This is a genomic window from Humiphilus diazotrophicus (assembly GCF_059726315.1).
Genome location: NZ_AP040870.1, coordinates 2,973,806 through 2,990,223, shown reverse-complemented (window position 1 = coordinate 2,990,223; position 16,418 = coordinate 2,973,806). Strand labels below are relative to the sequence as shown.

The following is a 16,418-nucleotide window of genomic DNA, read 5'->3' as shown; positions in this document are numbered from 1 at the left end:
TACTGCTACTTCAAGATTGGCTTGAAGCGAACCTTGAACTCCTCGTCATTGAGCAGGGTTGTGGATTGAATTCGCCAATAACCTACTAGAAGCGATTTCTCCCCAGTGCTGAGGTTCTGCGCTTCTTTGTGTGCGCTTATCTTGAAAACCTCACCGCGACCATAGGTACCACCAAAAACCTCTCCTGGAAAGAACTGGATCGCTTGTTCCGAGCTAACAGGTACACCGGCATTCGTTAGACCGTGCAGGAGATCCTCGGCAAGTCCCCGATACTGATCGATGTTGCAAACATCATCCACCGCAGAACGCAGCGCTGAAAAGGAACTGGACGGAATGATTTTTGTCATCATGCGGGAAGCGCGTAGTAATTCGTCTGCAAGCTGAACTCTGATATTGCGGTCGATAGGAGCACCGGCGCGCAACATTTCCTCGTAGAGCAGAATGCCGGGGCTCGTATCTTCCCTAAAATAATTCTGCAGATGACCTGTGGCACGTATTCCCAGAACGGGGTCTGCCACGAATTGGCTGTAGAACACTTCTCGAAAAACTGCGATGTCGATTACTGCATTGAGAATGGACACGATATCAGAAGCGTGAACCCTGGCTTCATTGCGATCGTGCTCGACATGTTCAGATCCTCGTACGTTTCTGTATCGGTCATCGAGCGCAAGGAGTTTTAGCAGAACAAGTGCGTGCGGACGAGTGACGCGGAGGTTGACGCGAGCGGGTATCCCGCCCGGCAGTGTGCCCGTTATTTCGTGTAAGTCAGATTCCTGCAGCGCGATTGTGCCTCCGAGGCATTCTCGTGCGTGCAGTCCTTTTTCGATGTCAACCCGGAAGTTATTTCCTCTTTTCAACTCATGCGGCGCCATGAATTCGACGCGCATGATTTCATTTGTGCCTGGAATTGGCTTCTGAAACTGAAAGTTGCGCGATTCGGGAACAACGGTATAGCCCAATGCTGCCAGCTTCTCAGCCACATTTGCAGGGTTCTCCCGTAGCGCAATGGCATCGAGAAGGAAATCAAAATCTTTCGTGGCCCTGGCCTCTGCAAGAACAAACTTCAGAGCTTGTCCGCCAACCAGCACGAATTCATCTGCGGCGGGGCCTAGTGCAGTGAGGAGTTCCAGCAGATAGGTCTTTTGTGGTTCGGGAATCATGCCGCCTTCCACATTGGTTCAATTGCATTGTCGAACAGGTAGTCTGCCTGTTTCTGGTCCCGCCCTCCGCGCGCGACGAGATCGAGATACACCTGGATATCCGAGGCTGTCAAAATGTCGTCGTATTGTTTGGCATACATGAATACTCCAAGATCATAGGGCTCCAGGAATCGGAGAGAGGCTCCACCTGTTGTCCGGCCCGCAAGACTCTTGAGCTTTTGTTTCTGGTCTGGGGAAGGAAGATAGATGTCGACGATGTCGATATCTATAAATGGCGCACGTACGGTGGCGGCGGCAGGTCCAGTGAAAGCAAATGCGCCGATAGACATGGACGCGAGTCCATCTTTAACACTCGCCAGATCCGCCCCGAAGGAATTGGGATAGGTGATGCTGGTTCGCAATCGCGCTCGATATCGTTCACGGTACTTGGCGGCCCATGCGAACAGAAGGCGCTTCGGCTCCGGCAGGAGTACGGAGGAGCCGCGTCTCCGTACCCAAAGCTGTTCCTCCAGTGTGCTGAGAGCTTTCGATATGGTCCCTAAGCTGACAGCGAAAGTCTTTCCAGCGTTAGGATCGGCCAGCATCTCGGAGATAACAGGATTGTTACTTGATTCTCGTTCCATTTCCCGTGCGATCTCGCTGAGAGTCCATGGCCTCGGGTTTTGAAGCAGAACCCGGAGTACGCGGGAAAAGCGACCGGAAAAGATGTTTACCTCGCGACTGGGATCGATTGTTTGAGCCGAGTTGTTGTTACGGAGGCCCGTCCGTTGAAGGAAGAATTTTCCCGGAACATTGATGGATATGTTGCCTGCCAAGTCGATGAAGTCGATTCCCGCATCTATGCAGAAGGTTTGTGCCTGTGGCGAAAGAACCGGGGAGATGATGGCAAATGCAGCATCCTTCTCAAGCGCTTTCAAGCGCGCGATCCACGGCGCGATGATTTCAAGCTGTTTGGGGCTGATTGACTGTTTGATTTCTGCGTAGACGGAGATCTTGTTCTCTCCGGACTCAAGGTCGAAGCGAATGTCGAAGGGACGGCTCTCTCCCACATTGAACGCGCGTATTCCCGACAGCTGTGTAAAGGGAAGTTGTTCCTTTAAGGAGCGGATGACGGTTGTCTCTAAGGTGAGGGCCGAACTCTGCATGACATCCACTTTCTCATACTGGAAAACCATCGTAAAGGAAAATTTTCCTATAAGTGAATTTTCTGAAATTGGAAACAATAGCCCCCTGACAACCATCCTAATTTGCTATCAATCCCTTTCAGAGCACCCCCGATGGAATCAGCGGCGTAAGCCAGGAATTCTCGAGGGTTTACCTTTATTTCTTGGCGCGGCATTTTGCTCCGTGCCTTGCCCAGCATCACGGTTACACACACTCATCGGGTCAACTACCGACTTCATTCTCAATCGGTCTGAGTAGATGCCAGAAGCTGTGGGACGACATTCTTCGGTAACCTGCATCCCCACTTTAAGGTTCTCGGCGGTTGCTGGATCGCTTCGACCCGTGAGGTTACGCCCTTTAACCGCCATCGTCGGCGGTGGAGGAAGAAAGAACAGAAAAGGAGTAACGAAATGGAGTCTTTTTCTCTCGGTTGCAAAGGAAATCCACGCCGATCCTCAAACCGTCGGACGACAATCATGGCTGTGAGCCATAGGAGATTAGGGGAACCTTTACCCTTCGTGGTCGGACTGCCGAACGTGGCCCGGGAGAATACTAGCATCTGCTAGAATTCGCAGAGGCTACCCGCCATCAACCACTGTAACCTGGGCGATGTTCGGGAATCGCAGGGGGCATAGCGACATGAGCAGCTCGAGGAATAACCCGGCAGAGGATGTGCAACTTTCGTTCATTACGGAAGAACAGAAAGTGGCTGCCGAGAAGGAAATCGTAGAGCACTCAAAGAGAATTGAGTTCTACCTCACGGAATATACCGTTGAGCTACTGGCTTCCAAGATGGCAAGCGGGGAGTTCGTTATTCCCCCTTACCAGCGTGAGGACACTTGGGAGCCGGAACGGAAACATCGGTTCATTGAGTCGCTCCTTATGGGGCTGCCAATCCCATTTCTCTTTTTTTGGGAGAGTCCTACGACTGGCAAGCTCGAAATTGTGGATGGCTCCCAACGCCTCAGAACTATTCAGCAATTCATCCTGGGCAGCATGGTCTTGGGAGAGTTGGAAAATCTCATTTCGCTTCAAGGAATGTCCTTCCACGACCTTCCGGAATCTCGCCAGAGGAAGATCAAGAACCGTTCTATACGTGGCATAGTCCTCAATGAACATGCCGACGAGCAGGCCCGATTCGACCTCTTCGATAGGATTAACACTGGCAGCAAGATTGCCAACAAAGCTGAGGTGCGTCGCGGAGCGCTTGTAGGGCCGTTTCTTAATCTGGTCATCGACCTTGCTCAAAATGAGTTATTTGGCACTCTCGCACCAGTGCCCGACAAACAAGCGAAGCTTCGGGAGCGGGAAGAATTGGTGACGAGGTTCTTTGCTTACGGAGATGGGCTTGAGGGATACCAGGATCGAGTGTCTCCCTTCCTCTTCGCGTATGCAAAGAAGATGAATGCATATTTGGCTGAGGATCCAACTGCAACTGATGAGTACAAAGAGCGATTCGCGCGAACGATGCAGTTCGTTGCGGAGGTCTTCCCGTATGGATTTCGCAGAACGCGAGATGGAATCGCTACCCCTCGCGCAAGATTCGAAGCTATTGCGATCGGTACGTTTCTGGCACTGAAGCAGAACCCCGCTCTTACCGCAAGTCAGATTAGTGTTGCCCAGTGGCTAGATAGCGACGAATTCAAAGATGTCACGGGCTCGGATGGAGCTAACGCAATTGCTCGACTGGAAGGCAGAATCGGGTTCGTTCGTGATCGCCTGCTGGGGCTCGTAATATAGCTATGGACCCACTGACGCAGTCTTTTGAAGAACGCCTCCAAGAGATTGAGGTTTACTTGGATTTATTGGAGCATTTGGAGCAGCAAGTCGCCATCGGTCCCCCGAAGATTGGTGAATCTTCCATCACGACCCAGCAGCAAAAAATCCTCTACTCGTCGGTCTATATCCAACTCTACAACCTCGTGGAAGCTACCATTACTTGGTGTGTCGATGCCGTTTGTAGCGCGGCCACCGAAAGTGGTCGTTGGAAACCGAGCGATTTAGCAACGCTTGTTCGCCGAGAATGGATTCGGTCAACGGCTCGCACTCACCTCGAGCTTACGGCGGAGCATCGTTTGAACAGTGCCGTTGAAGTCTGCGAGCACCTCATCAATGCACTGCCTCTCTTGAAATTCAGCTTGGAACGACGTAACAACATTGATGACCTGGTGATACAGCAGATTGCCGAACGTCTCGGGCTTCAACTGCAGTTCAGTCAGGAAGCTCTCCGTAGCGTGAAGCAGCCAGTCCGCGATGACAAAGGGCCATTAGCCTTGGTCAAGGACCTTCGCAATAGACTGGGGCATGGCAGTCTTTCTTTTTCAGAATGCGGCGAGGGAGTAACCGTTATAGACTTACGCGACCTCAAAGCGCGAACCGCTCTCTATTTGCGCGAAATCATTGCTGGCTTTCGTGCATACATAGATGGTTACGAGTATCTCGATCCCGCGAGGCGTCCATGATCGAGTGCGTTGATCTCTTCTGTGGCGTTGGAGGGCTCACTCACGGTCTCGCGAAAGGAGGCGTTCACGTCGTTGCGGGTATTGACTTGGACCCAGAATGCCGTTTCCCATACGAAACGAATAATAGTGCCAAGTTCCTCGAGATGGACGTTCATTCTGTATCAGGAGAGTACGTGTGCTCTCTGTGGACCAAGGGCAAATACACTTTACTTGCGGGTTGCGCTCCATGCCAACCCTTCTCTACGTATGGGCGTCAGAAGGGCAAACACCCAGGAAGTAAAAAGCGCTGGGACCTCGTATCTGACTTCGCTCGCTTAGCACGCGAAGCCAAGCCTGATTTAGTCACGATGGAGAACGTGCCGCAATTAGTTCATCACAAGGTATTCGATCAACTGACTAGCAGTTTGAGCGAGTACCACATATCTTGGCAGACTATCGATTGTGTTCAATACGGTGTGCCACAGACACGTAAGCGGCTTGTATTGCTGGCTTCCCGATTCGGTCCGATCGAGTTGGTTTCTCCCCAAAATTTAAAAGGCAGAAAAAAAGCCACTGTCAGACAAGCGATTTCTTCCTTGCCGCAATTGAGCGCTGGCGATTTCGATCCAACTGATCCCTTACATTCGGCTTGCAAACTGAGCGAGCTAAACCTCCGCAGGATCAAGGCATCCACTCCAGGCGGGACCTGGCGCGATTGGGATGAGAGTCTCTTGGCTGAGTGCCATAAAAAAGACTCTGGGACAACCTATCCATCAGTCTATGGACGTATGGAATGGGATAAGCCGGCTCCGACCATTACGACTCAATGTTTTGGCTACGGGAATGGACGATTCGGACATCCGGAGCAAGACCGAGCGATTACGCTTCGAGAAGCTGCTCTTTTACAGACTTTTCCGCGGACATATAAGTTCCTGACGAAGGGGGAGAAAGTACGCTACAACGTCCTGGGCCGGCTCATTGGCAACGCCGTGCCTGTCCGAATCGGTGAGATTGTCGCGGAAAGCCTGTTACAGCATGTTCGACAAATTAAGAGCAGCACCCGAAAAACTGTGGTGTGATCCAAAGACGAGCTCTTTAATAACGCATGGCAGGCGTATGCTGCTTACCCTGTTGAAGACAAATAAGGTAAGCCGTGAAACGTATTCAAAGCTATCTTTGGTTTCGCTCCTCCTTCGAAATCATGAAGTCAGTAGATGTAGATCCAACCCGAAGCAAGATTATGCGTTCGGTTCGGCGCTCTAGCACGACACCGGAGATCGCAGTTCGTCGAGTTCTCCATGCTTTAGGTTTTCGATTCCGACTGCATCGAAAAGACCTTCCAGGAACGCCCGACATTGTCTTGCCCAAGTATAGGACGGCCATCTTCGTTCATGGATGCTTCTGGCATCGACATGACGGTTGCAAAAAAGCGACTCTACCTAAAACGAGGGTAAATTTCTGGGCCAACAAATTCGAACAAAACGTTATGCGCGATCGTCGCAATGTAGATGCTTTGATGCAGTCTGGGTGGTCAGTGATCCAGATATGGGAGTGCGAAACAATCGACGACCTCTCTCTAGAGAGTAGATTGCGGGCTGCCCTTAGAACTTGATGAACGGCACCAATTATCAAGATTCTCAAAGCACCACAACTCCTACTTATTCGTCGCGACGATCCGCTCACCATCTTATATAGGTTTATGGCGAGTTAGCGAAAAAGTGGGAAATGCTAAGAATAATTGGGCAAAACAGATCGAGCCCGTTTCTGGGTCAGACGTCAAAGCAAAGAAGCCTGCAAATTGCGTGGAGGTAACGCTGCCAAGCCCGCCAAGGCATCGCGGCTTTGCTGACGCGCGATCTGGATGGATCGGTGGCACCAAGCGAAAGATAGAGCCGCCGACGTTGAAGACTCCCTTCACGCTGGTGAGTGATAGCCAAGGTGACATGTATTTCGGAGGCCCTGCAAGTGCTGTGCTGCCGACACAAACCAACTTCGCCGTGACTTGGAGTTCCTCGATCAATTTCCGGATTTGGGGAAATCGGAACATCGCGCCAACGTATAATGGATTTTTCTATCGATCTCAGCTGAGCACCGTATATGAGCAGATCCTGAGCTTCTCTATTTCGCTACGGTGGTATATGGCTCGGGATGAGCGTGTTCCGCTACAACGGCAGGTACAGCTTTCCGGACCGGCATCTGCGGATCAAGCTAAGGGGATCAGGACAGTCGAAATAGAATCTCACTCCGTAGAAGTGACAGGTTGGCCCATCGGCCTACCTGTTGCTGGCACGCAACAGCTTTGCTACTGAGAGTTTCATCTTTACCTCTCCGTATAAAAGCTTTTGCAGCTGATAGTTAGTTGTGATGAGATTTTTTGCGACCGCAGCTACATCCTCGTATTCAGGGACCTTGCCATCAAGCTCCGTTCGGTTGTGGTAGGCAATTTTCACCGCGTTCAACTTCGATTGCAGCATTTCCATTTGGGAACGAAGTTTCTCCGCAGCTTCCTCGGTGGAGGTGGTGTCCGACTTGAGGTTTTTGCGCTCGTCGCTCATCGTAAGCCCCAAAGAGTCCGATAGAATCCCGTCTAAAGGATACCAAGGAGCATGGAAATCGAGATCCGCAAAGCCACGCAATTGGACGTAAACCAAATCAGAACAATACATCAGGAACTCAACCGTCCGATTCGTGACGCTTATGCACATGACGAGTTTTTGATTGCCTGGGAGGACGATGAACCCATCGGTTGTGCAGGAACCTCGCTGTACGAGGAAGGAGCTTACTTCTATGGCCTAGCCGTCAGGCGAAAATGGCAAAAACAGGGCGTCGGTAGTCGGTTGATGCAGGCTAGAATTGATGCTCTTCGTAGTACCGGATCGCAGTTCGTGGTCGCGCTGGTCATGTTTTGGAACAGCCGATTCTTCCGCAAATTTGGCTTCTCACCAATCCGACGCGAACTACTACCTCCCTCGGCTACCGTTTATTCTGACATAACAAGCCCTTTGCTAAAGCGATCAGCAGTGATGATACGATCCTTGCTGTAGAGCAGATTGGAGTAGTAATGGAGCACGAATGAATGAGGTAAGCGATGGAGTTCTAAGTCTCAGAGGGCGGGAGTGGCAGTCGTGTGGTCATCGTAAGAGAGCCAAACTAATCGAGAGTGCTTTTCAATACTGGCGGTATACTGGTTTTCCTTACTACAAGCTGGGGCATCTGGAAATCACCCGCGAATACCGAAACCTTGTTTCCCAATCGATCGCTCCGATTAACAAGACTGGCCTGGGTGGCTCTACGATTGGACTTAGACTCGCCAACTACTTTCAACCACACATGTGGTCGGTTCGTGTCAGCAGATATCTTAGCCCCTATGACGTGTTTCATGACGACGGTTTGCTGAGAGCTGCGATTCGTCGGTCATGGACAATCTGGCCAGACAGATTCGGAGCAAATCCTGCAACACTGCGACGAATGCTCAAGACTTACCCTGGTACTGCGAGCGTTTCAAATTTTCGCCCTACAGTTGCGAGGGCCGTGCTGCATCACTTCTCTAAAGATTCCGACACTGTAGTCGATTTTTCAGCTGGATATGGGGGGCGCCTTCTGGGCGCGTTGTCGATGAAACGTGCGTATATAGGAATCGAACCATGTACGGCACAGGTTGCCGGGCTTCAATCTATGTTGATGAGCATTAGAGAACAAGCACCCCGGGGTACAGCGGAGATTCTTCCAGGGTGCGCCGAGGATGTTATGTGCTCGATTCCAAGCTCTTCTGCGAGTTTGATTTTTTCAAGTCCTCCATATTTCGATTGGGAGAGATACTCCGACGAGGCAAGTCAAAGCTTTATCAAATATGCGGACTACGATTCGTGGAAGACAGGATTTCTGGAGCCTGTGATTCAGCAGAGTCTCCGAGTTCTAAAGATAGGCGGAAAACTAGTGGTGAATATCTCCAGCGGGCGGAGAAAACCTGATGCAGGAGCTTTACGGAGCCTAGCAATCGAGACCGGATTTCGGGAGATTGGGTATATTCCCTTACTGATTTCTAGAGTACCCTATCTACACCCTCGCAACAGCGCCCCCACAAGCACGAGGCAATCCTGATTTTCGAGAAAGTCTGAATGTTCAGCTTGACCGAACAATGGACGACTGGCAAAGCAGCCGTGGCGGCAGTGCTCGTCATGATTGCAATCTCTGTGATGCCATCTGTCCTATCGGCAATGGATTGCAAGTGTGTTCTGCGGAAGAAGCATCATCCAGAAAAGAAATACGTTAACGCCGATCTGGAGATGGCCAAAATCTACATGAGACTCAAGAACTGGTCAGAGGCCGAGCAGCACTTTGTTGCCGCTGCCAAAGACCCGCTTAGCCAAATGCAAGCCCTCGCCGGCATTGAGAACGCGAGAAGTAAGATTAACGCCGAAAAACTCGAAGGAGAAGCGGCACACATTAACGCAGCTAAATTATACGAAGATAATGACATTCAACCCAAAGCCGAAGAGATATATCGAACCACCACAACGAGTGTGACTTTCCACGAAGACACACGGAAGATCGCTGCTTCGGGACTTGATCGGACTCTTCATGCCCAGAAATTCGACCGATTCTTTGCCGCTGTGAAAGAGTGGATCGAGCGGATTAAAGGATGGGTCGAATTTCTCTTCTGGCTCGTGGTATTGCTGTTGAGTATTGTTCTGGCCTGTACCATCGCCAAATCGATTCTGCGCCGCCGGAAAGCCATTTTATTTCATGAATTTAGCACCCCATCAGAGGAGATTTCACGCGGTCTCTCAATTATCTTCATGCATGCTCGCTCGCGCATGCAGAACCCCTCGCTATCGCCTGCTGGCGTAATGCCGGCAAGTCTCGTTCGCAATATGCCGACATTTAGCGACGAGCTGGAACCAATTGAAGACTTGGAGCTTGGGGGAACTAAGATCCCTTTCTCTGCCATCGCAAAATTTTGGGGAGAGCCTAAGATTCGTATAAGCGGGGGGTTCGATGGTTTGAGTCCCCTCGGCAGCATCTTCGCCGTGATCAAGCGGCGAGACGAAGGGGGCGAGATTTATCGAGATCAGGCCGTCAGGACAGGAGTGCCGAGTCAGCAACGGAGCGATCTGCTCGATTTCGCTTATGATGTGATTGTGAGGTCTTCGGCCGCATATGACGATGTTTAGGCGTACAGCTGACCCAGAACGAAAGGCCGCCCAACAGAATTTTTGGTTGGGGGAGCGCTCTCTTCGTGCCTATTTCGCAGGAGGGAACGTCCGTTTTCTCAAGGAGGCTGAAGCAAGTTTCAGTGCGATGCCGTCGACGGATCCGTCTTTTCGCAACGCCCAGTTTTACTTGGGTGTAACGAAAACACAGCTGCGGAAGACGCAGGAATCGATTAAGATTTTCGAAGATTTACGCAAGAGTGGAGGCAATGAACTTTCAGAACAGATTTCTCTTCAACTTGCTTATGCGCACATCAAAAACTACACACAAAATGATTATCTGTGTGCTGAAGCGGAGTTGGACAAGGCAATGCAGAATGCTGCCAAGTCTAATGACGTAAGCTTTCAGCTCCAAGTCAAGGCAGTTCAAGTCTTCTTGTACTCTGTGTTAGCTGGTCGCGCCGAAGATAAATCATTGCGCCCCGCGTACGCTAAGAAAGCCCTGGACCTTGGCACGCATATTTTGAACCACACCGATGCGCAAACTGAGTCTACGCAGGCGTTGAGATTCGAAGCCCTCAATGGTCTTGGAATTACATGGATGAGACAGGGAGATACTGATGACGCAGAGCTTCGCAGAGACTTCTGGGCAAAGGCGCAAGGCTTCTATGATCGGGCATTGATGATCATTCCGAACTCTGTTCGGGTCTTACAGAACTTAGCTCAACTACGATTGCTTCAGGTTAAGTTCGCTTCTGCTAGAGAGAAGCCTGTTTTGTTGGAGCAGGCAAAGCAATACTGTGAGCTGTCACTTCAAGTGTCGGATCAGGACCAATTCCCCTATTACCTCCTTTCCAGAATCGCAGTTCAATTGGGTGACGTTAGGGGTGCCTGGCAATACATCATTACAGGGCGTTCTAGACCAGGTGCTGTCAAAGAAAGCGAATGGGTTAGTGTTGAAAATTCGGCCAGGGAAGCTTGAATTCAAGGGTCAAGCTCCTCGGAAGCTGGCTCTGCACTTTGAAGCTAGTATCCGATCAGTAGCCTTAAACAGCAAGTATCTCTCCCCTCACGAGTGGTGGGAGAGTAGGCCCCAGGCGCAGGCATAGAGAAGTGCTTCCGTTCACATGATATCTAGTTCATGAATCATGAACAAACGAGATTTATGAACAAAATCCACCCTCCCAGCTGGATTTGAGGATCCGAACTGATGACCTCTACCATTTTAAGGATTGACTTGTAAATTAAATAAAATCAATAAGTTACAGCATGGGAACAATCAATCGAAATCTGGGAACAATTCGGGAACAAAAGCCGTTTTCAGGGGCGTTTCTGGGCATTTCTGGAGCGATCAGGGCCTTGAAAATACAACGGTTAACGATCCGGCCGAATTATGGCATGGAAGAGGTCGTCGGTTCGATCCCGACCAGGTCCACCAAATCCCCAATAAAATCCAATACTTAAAAGCATGACCGCTTCTTTCATGCCTCCTTGCTAGGTGCTGAAAGGTTCGATAGTGAATTGCTTCCGAGCAGCCCTCGGAAGGCCACTTCTTGTGCCAACCGCTTTTCGTCGGAAACCGACTGTTGATAGATCTCCATCGTCGTTCTGCAATTTGCATGGCGCAGCAGTTCTTGGGCGGTCTTGATGTCCACCCCGTGCTGCCGCAGCATAGTTGCAAATCCATGGCGGAAGCTATGCCAGCCGATCCGCTTCGTAATTCCAAGTTCCTTCAACGCAGGGCGAATATGGCGTTTTAATACCATGTCTGGCTGGATCGGCTGCTTACCGTTCTTGGCGATCGAGGGAAACAGATAGTCCTCATCCTCCTTATAGGCGCTCTCTTCTCTCCACCGCTTCAACTCCGCGACAACAGAAGCATGCAGAGGTACAGGTTTTCGGGATGCTTCCGTCTTTGTATCGCCTTCGATATTCCGCTAAACAGAATGGGTGACATTCGCCTGGCGAAGCGCGAAGTCGATATCGCGCCAACGTAAAGCAATAAGCTCTCCCCGACGAAGTCCAGTGCCTCCTGACAGCAGGACCATCACTCGCAGCTTCTGGATCAGGGCCTGGAACTCTTCGGCAGAAAGAATGTCCGGCGTACGCAGACGCTTCGCTGCGGTGCGTACCGCTGAGATAGGATTGTCTCTACAATTCTTCATAGACAAAAAGCATGGATAAGGCACTAAAATGTCAGAGCTAATTTCGTCTGAGCTTCCCATTGAGGGAATAGTCGCAAGAATGAATGTGGAGAGAATTGCGAAATGGCTGTATATCAGTGCAACGATAACCCTCTGCGCCACGCTCTTGACTACGAAGCTATTCGCCAACCATTTCTGGCTATATCTCCTTTTTGCGAATCTTTCCCTGATGCTCTGTGCGGCAGGCGTTTTGTTGAGACATTACGATTACTTGAAGTTCTTCTGGAAGAGGAATTTGGGAAGATCCATCCTTGCGCTCGTCAATGTAGTGATCCTCTTTTTTAGCTTAGTTGCAGCGAAGCAGCGGGTTGCTGTTGCCCTGGGGATGCCGGTGAAGGATTTTCCAGATACTGTTCAGATTTGTACGGCGCTGGAGTATGTACCCATGGCTGCGCTCATAACCGCTCTGGTTCTACTCGGATATTGCGTCTTGGTAATCTTAGGAAAGCTTCTCTTTCATTTCTGCGCGGCTCATTTTCTACAGTTAACTGAGACCTTTCTGGGATTTCTCAAACCGAATTGGATTTATAAGCTGCGCGAAGCCAACCGGAAGAACGAACGCAAGTTCTATTGGACCACCGGAGATTTCATCGGAATCGTCTCATTGGTTTTCTTTCTTGCTTATGGTGCGCAAGCTCTTCATGAGAAGCTAGACACGTCCGTCCGTTTGATCAGAGTTATAGCTTATTGGTGTGATTATCATCCCGCTGAGAAGTATCCGGGAATTCAGGGGCTGGTATCCTCCCAGCGAGTGGTATTTCATGATCGAGGGATCATTTCTATTGCGACTCCAGTGGGCTCCGAGATCAAGATAGATCCGATAATACTTAGTCCAACTGCCCAGAAATAACGCTACCCCTGGCCAAGTCAGCATGAACAAGGAGGATTTGAGCTACACAACAGTCGTCACGTATCTGAGCATGATCAAACGGATCCGAGAACGTATGTTTCAACTTCCATGCTGTACTCTCCTCTTGACGGTCAAGTAGAAGAAATGTAACCTCTCGATTATCAAGAGGAGCGGGAAACAGGATGGGCCAAAGAGATGTTGTTCAAGGCACACTAGAGATGCTGATTCTAAAGACGCTTATGCTTGAACCGATGCACGGATACGGCGTGGCCACGCGTATTGAGCAGGTAAGTCAGGGAGTTTTTCGCGTGAATCCTGGGTCGCTGTTGCCTGCGCTGGCCCGACTGGAACGTGCTGGACAAGTGAAAAGCGAGTGGCGCGCCAGCGAAAATAATCGGCGCGCGAAGTATTACGCGCTAACCAATCGAGGCAGGAAAGCGCTCGCCGATGAAGCCACCACATGGAACCGACAGGTTTCGGCGATCGCCCGCATTATGGAAGCCTGATCATCCTTTTTCGGAAAGGAATTCGATGGGACTGCTTGCTAACGTTGCACGAGCGATGCGTTCTCTATTTCGTAGCCGGATGGTGGAGCGCGAGATTGATGAAGAGTTGCGTGGATTTGTCGATGCTTCGGTTGCGGACAAGCAGCGCCATGGTATGTCCGCCGAACAGGCATTGCATGCGGCCCACGTGGAAATGGGCAGTACGAATGCAGTCGCACACCGCATCCGTTCAGAGGGATGGGAATCGATGATTGAGATACTCTGGCGAGACGTGCGGCATGGCATTCGCGTGCTCCTGCGTAGCCCGGGCTTTACCCTTATCGCCGTGCTCTCGCTCGCACTCGGTATCGGTGCGAATACGGCGATCTTCACATTAATCCAGCAGGTCCTGCTCCAAAGTCTGCCCGTCAGCGATCCACAGCAACTCGTCACCTTCGGGCAATCAACTACTGGCGGAGTTCTGGGTGGTGTCGATCTTGGCACGGCCGATATGTTCACTTACGATTTCGCGCAACAGCTTGAAACGAATCCCGGTCCATTTCAAGGGGTGGCAGCTTTCAGCAGTCTTGCTCCTAAGGTCAATTTACGCGTACATGATTCAGCGGCGGCCATCCAGGTTTCGGCTAATCTTGTTTCCGGCAATTTCTTCTCGGTGCTCGGTGCCGCACCTATGCTGGGTCGTACTATTGCTCCGTTCGATGCTAACGCTCCCGATCGCAGTGCCGTAGTTGTCGTCAGCTATCACTTCTGGCAACAGTCGCTCTCTTCCGATCCCGCTATTCTAGGCAAAACCATTACATTGAATACGACACCCTTTACGGTTATCGGTGTCATGCCCGAAGCGTTCCATGGTATTAAGCAAGAATTGGAGCCGCCAGACCTCTGGGTACCCGGCACTATGGTTCGGGAGATCTTTCTGGAGTCCGGCATGCTGGAGCCGCGCTCCTTCTATATGCTGCACATGGTGGCCCGGAGAAGGCTGCAATCATCTCTCGCCGCAGATCAGAACTGGCTCAATCGCCAGGTTCGTAATTACGTTCTTGCAGGCGAGGGCGCAAATGTTTCGAATGATCGCCGCCAGGAGATAGAACGTCTCACTGTTCCGCTCGTTTCTGCCTCCCATGGAGTCTCGTCGCTTGGCCGTAAATACGGAGACTCGCTCAACATACTCATGGTGATCGTAGGTGTCGTGCTTCTTATTGCGTGCTCGAATCTCGCTAACTTTCTGCTAGCCCGCTCTGCTGTGCGTCAGCGTGAGATCGCTACGCGGCTTGCACTGGGATCGAGTCGCGCACGTATTGTGCGGCAGAGCATTATGGAAGCGCTCATCCTGTCGTTGTCTGGAGGTATGCTCGGTCTTGCGTTAGCTTTTGGCGTCACGCGTGCGCTCATTGCATTTGTCGCGAAGGGTGCGACGTATACGCCGCTAAATGCGCGCCCCGATGCCGATGTTCTTCTCTTCACCTTGGGCGTGTCGATTATTGCAGCCTTGCTCTTTGGCTTAGCTCCGGTCCTTTATGTCGGCCGTTGCTCCGCCAGTCCAGCTCTGAATGCTAACACTCGCACATCCGTGGGCAGCGTTGGCTTGTGGCCAAAAGCACTGGTGACTGCGCAGATCACTCTCTGCCTACTGCTCCTAGTTGGTGCGGGTTTGTTCCTGCGAACGCTACGCAATCTGCAGAATCAGGACTTCGGATTTGAGCGCACCTATCTGCTGATTGCCGGAATCGCGCCGGAAATTGCAGGTTACAAGCCTGAGCAGGCGCCTACTCTGAATCAGCGGCTGATTGAACGCGTATCGGCTATCCCTGGTGTCCGCGCGGCGGCGCTCTCCGCGGCTCCGCCCATCAGTTTTGGTGCATGGACATCGTCACTTTCGTTTTCCGGATACACTCCCGGCCCGAAAGAGGATATGGGCTCAGTATTGAACCGTGTGTCGGGCCGATATTTCGAAACTGCCGGAATCTCGATCATCGCCGGACGCGCCGTTACACCAGCCGATACCGCCAGCAGCATGAAGGTTGCCGTCATTAACGAGACCATTGCGCGGAAATTCTTTCCGAATGGAGATGCTGTCGGCCATACGGTGAAGATCGCGATCGATACAGTTGAAGGTCCCTGGCAGATTGTAGGTATCGCACGCGACACCAAGTCAGGTAGTCCGCGTGAGGATCCTCAGCGGATGGTTTATCTACCAATCGCGCAGATCGTAGGTCAGCATGGTGAAGGAATTCGGGATGCTTTTGCGTCAACTATTCTGCTACGCACAGCTGGTGATCCCGAGACGGTGGTGAGTAGCCTTCGTGGTACCTTAACAAACCTCGATCCTAACTTACCCATCCTGCAGGTGCGTACGATTCAGGAGCATCTGGATACGTTTATGAGTCGTGAAACGCTGATCTCCAGGCTGACTGCTGTTTTTGCAGGCTTGGCTGTTTTGCTTGCCGCAATTGGGCTTTATGGAGTGATGAGTTTTAACGTCGCTCGCCGTACCAGCGAAATTGGTATCCGCATTGCATTAGGTGCGAGTGACTCGGGTGTCCAATGGATGGTTCTACGCGAATCCCTCATGCTGTTGGCTGCAGGCCTTGCGCTTGGACTGCCGCTCGCGTTTGCCGCTGTGCGTGCAGTTCGTGCCCAACTCTATCAGCTGAATCCATTCGATCCTACAGTTTTTATAGCCGCAACGTTAGGGATTGTGTTTGTCACTATTCTTTCGGCATGGTTACCCTCGCGCAGAGCGGCTACTGTCGATCCTATGGCAGCATTGCGTTATGAATAATGCGCATAGCTGAACCCTAAGTTGACCTGTTCAATGTAGGACATTCATTACACTTCGGCGTGAACAGCACAGTGGACGAGAAGCCATGACCGGGTAAGTAGCGGTGTTATCTGGGACGAGAGGGGAATTCGAGGCTTGAACGTGTCGAGAGGGTAATT

General features: G+C 51.3%; 17 protein-coding genes. 12 read left to right on the top strand and 5 right to left on the bottom strand.

Annotated features, from left to right (window positions below):
* Window positions 1-5: 5 nt before the first annotated feature.
* Complete coding sequence (locus AC6I7T_RS12965) at window positions 6-1,160, bottom strand: nucleotidyl transferase AbiEii/AbiGii toxin family protein (RefSeq protein ID WP_497793880.1); 1,155 nt, start codon at window positions 1,158-1,160, stop codon at window positions 6-8.
* Window positions 1,157-2,305, bottom strand: coding sequence for a type IV toxin-antitoxin system AbiEi family antitoxin (locus AC6I7T_RS12960; RefSeq protein ID WP_497793879.1), 1,149 nt, complete (start codon window positions 2,303-2,305; stop codon window positions 1,157-1,159). Before AC6I7T_RS12960 ends, AC6I7T_RS12965 begins: the two co-directional genes overlap by 4 nt.
* 658 nt (window positions 2,306-2,963) lie before the next feature.
* Here AC6I7T_RS12960 and AC6I7T_RS12955 point away from each other — a divergent pair.
* The 5 genes from AC6I7T_RS12955 to AC6I7T_RS12935 all read left to right on the top strand — a co-directional run bounded on the left by AC6I7T_RS12955 (window position 2,964) and on the right by AC6I7T_RS12935 (window position 7,074).
* Window positions 2,964-4,064, top strand: coding sequence for a DUF262 domain-containing protein (locus AC6I7T_RS12955; protein ID WP_497793877.1), 1,101 nt, complete (start codon window positions 2,964-2,966; stop codon window positions 4,062-4,064).
* 2 nt (window positions 4,065-4,066) lie between these two features.
* The gene (locus tag AC6I7T_RS12950) at window positions 4,067-4,786 is read left to right on the top strand and encodes an MAE_28990/MAE_18760 family HEPN-like nuclease (RefSeq protein ID WP_497793876.1); all 720 of its coding nucleotides are present in this window, start codon (window positions 4,067-4,069) and stop codon (window positions 4,784-4,786) included.
* Complete coding sequence (locus AC6I7T_RS12945; RefSeq protein ID WP_497793875.1) at window positions 4,783-5,844, top strand: DNA cytosine methyltransferase; 1,062 nt, start codon at window positions 4,783-4,785, stop codon at window positions 5,842-5,844. Before AC6I7T_RS12950 ends, AC6I7T_RS12945 begins: the two co-directional genes overlap by 4 nt.
* A 122-nt stretch (window positions 5,845-5,966) precedes the next feature.
* Window positions 5,967-6,377, top strand: coding sequence for a very short patch repair endonuclease (locus AC6I7T_RS12940; protein WP_497794603.1), 411 nt, complete (start codon window positions 5,967-5,969; stop codon window positions 6,375-6,377).
* A 106-nt stretch (window positions 6,378-6,483) separates the two neighbouring features.
* The gene (locus AC6I7T_RS12935; RefSeq protein ID WP_497793874.1) at window positions 6,484-7,074 is read left to right on the top strand and encodes a hypothetical protein; all 591 of its coding nucleotides are present in this window, start codon (window positions 6,484-6,486) and stop codon (window positions 7,072-7,074) included.
* On the opposite strand, the gene AC6I7T_RS12930 is transcribed toward AC6I7T_RS12935, so the two are convergent.
* Window positions 7,039-7,320 carry a hypothetical protein gene (locus tag AC6I7T_RS12930; protein ID WP_497793873.1) on the bottom strand — a complete coding sequence of 94 codons (282 nt, stop codon included), beginning with the start codon at window positions 7,318-7,320 and terminating at the stop codon, window positions 7,039-7,041. The genes AC6I7T_RS12935 and AC6I7T_RS12930 overlap by 36 nt on opposite strands.
* A gap of 51 nt (window positions 7,321-7,371) precedes the next feature.
* On the opposite strand from AC6I7T_RS12930, the gene AC6I7T_RS12925 reads away from it, so the two are divergent.
* The 4 genes from AC6I7T_RS12925 to AC6I7T_RS12910 are packed head-to-tail and all read left to right on the top strand — an operon-like array spanning window position 7,372 to window position 10,900.
* A complete protein-coding gene (locus tag AC6I7T_RS12925) occupies window positions 7,372-7,809 on the top strand; it encodes a GNAT family N-acetyltransferase (protein WP_497793872.1) in 438 nt (145 codons plus the stop codon).
* 28 nt (window positions 7,810-7,837) lie between these two features.
* Complete coding sequence (locus AC6I7T_RS12920; RefSeq protein WP_497793871.1) at window positions 7,838-8,866, top strand: hypothetical protein; 1,029 nt, start codon at window positions 7,838-7,840, stop codon at window positions 8,864-8,866.
* A gap of 17 nt (window positions 8,867-8,883) precedes the next feature.
* Complete coding sequence (locus AC6I7T_RS12915) at window positions 8,884-9,939, top strand: hypothetical protein (protein WP_497793870.1); 1,056 nt, start codon at window positions 8,884-8,886, stop codon at window positions 9,937-9,939.
* Complete coding sequence (locus tag AC6I7T_RS12910) at window positions 9,926-10,900, top strand: tetratricopeptide repeat protein (protein ID WP_497793869.1); 975 nt, start codon at window positions 9,926-9,928, stop codon at window positions 10,898-10,900. The genes AC6I7T_RS12915 and AC6I7T_RS12910 overlap by 14 nt, the downstream gene beginning before the upstream one ends.
* A gap of 499 nt (window positions 10,901-11,399) precedes the next feature.
* Here the strand turns inward: AC6I7T_RS12910 and AC6I7T_RS12905 are convergent, their stop codons facing one another.
* Together AC6I7T_RS12905 and AC6I7T_RS12900 are read right to left on the bottom strand one after the other, a co-directional pair.
* Complete coding sequence (locus AC6I7T_RS12905) at window positions 11,400-11,849, bottom strand: tyrosine-type recombinase/integrase (protein ID WP_497794602.1); 450 nt, start codon at window positions 11,847-11,849, stop codon at window positions 11,400-11,402.
* 6 nt (window positions 11,850-11,855) lie between these two features.
* On the bottom strand, window positions 11,856-12,083 hold the full coding sequence (locus AC6I7T_RS12900) for a hypothetical protein (protein ID WP_497793868.1): 228 nt from the start codon (window positions 12,081-12,083) through the stop codon (window positions 11,856-11,858).
* Window positions 12,084-12,111: 28 nt separating this feature from the next.
* Between AC6I7T_RS12900 and AC6I7T_RS12895 the strand changes: the two genes are divergently transcribed.
* The 3 genes from AC6I7T_RS12895 (at window position 12,112) to AC6I7T_RS12885 (ending at window position 16,260) form a co-directional block, all read left to right on the top strand.
* Entirely contained in the window at window positions 12,112-12,972 is an 861-nt protein-coding gene (locus AC6I7T_RS12895; protein WP_497793867.1) for a hypothetical protein, read from the top strand.
* 182 nt (window positions 12,973-13,154) lie between these two features.
* Window positions 13,155-13,478 (top strand): PadR family transcriptional regulator, encoded by a 324-nt coding sequence (locus AC6I7T_RS12890; RefSeq protein WP_497793866.1) that lies wholly within the window; start codon window positions 13,155-13,157, stop codon window positions 13,476-13,478.
* 25 nt (window positions 13,479-13,503) lie between these two features.
* On the top strand, window positions 13,504-16,260 hold the full coding sequence (locus AC6I7T_RS12885; protein ID WP_497793865.1) for an ABC transporter permease: 2,757 nt from the start codon (window positions 13,504-13,506) through the stop codon (window positions 16,258-16,260).
* Window positions 16,261-16,418: the final 158 nt, after the last annotated feature.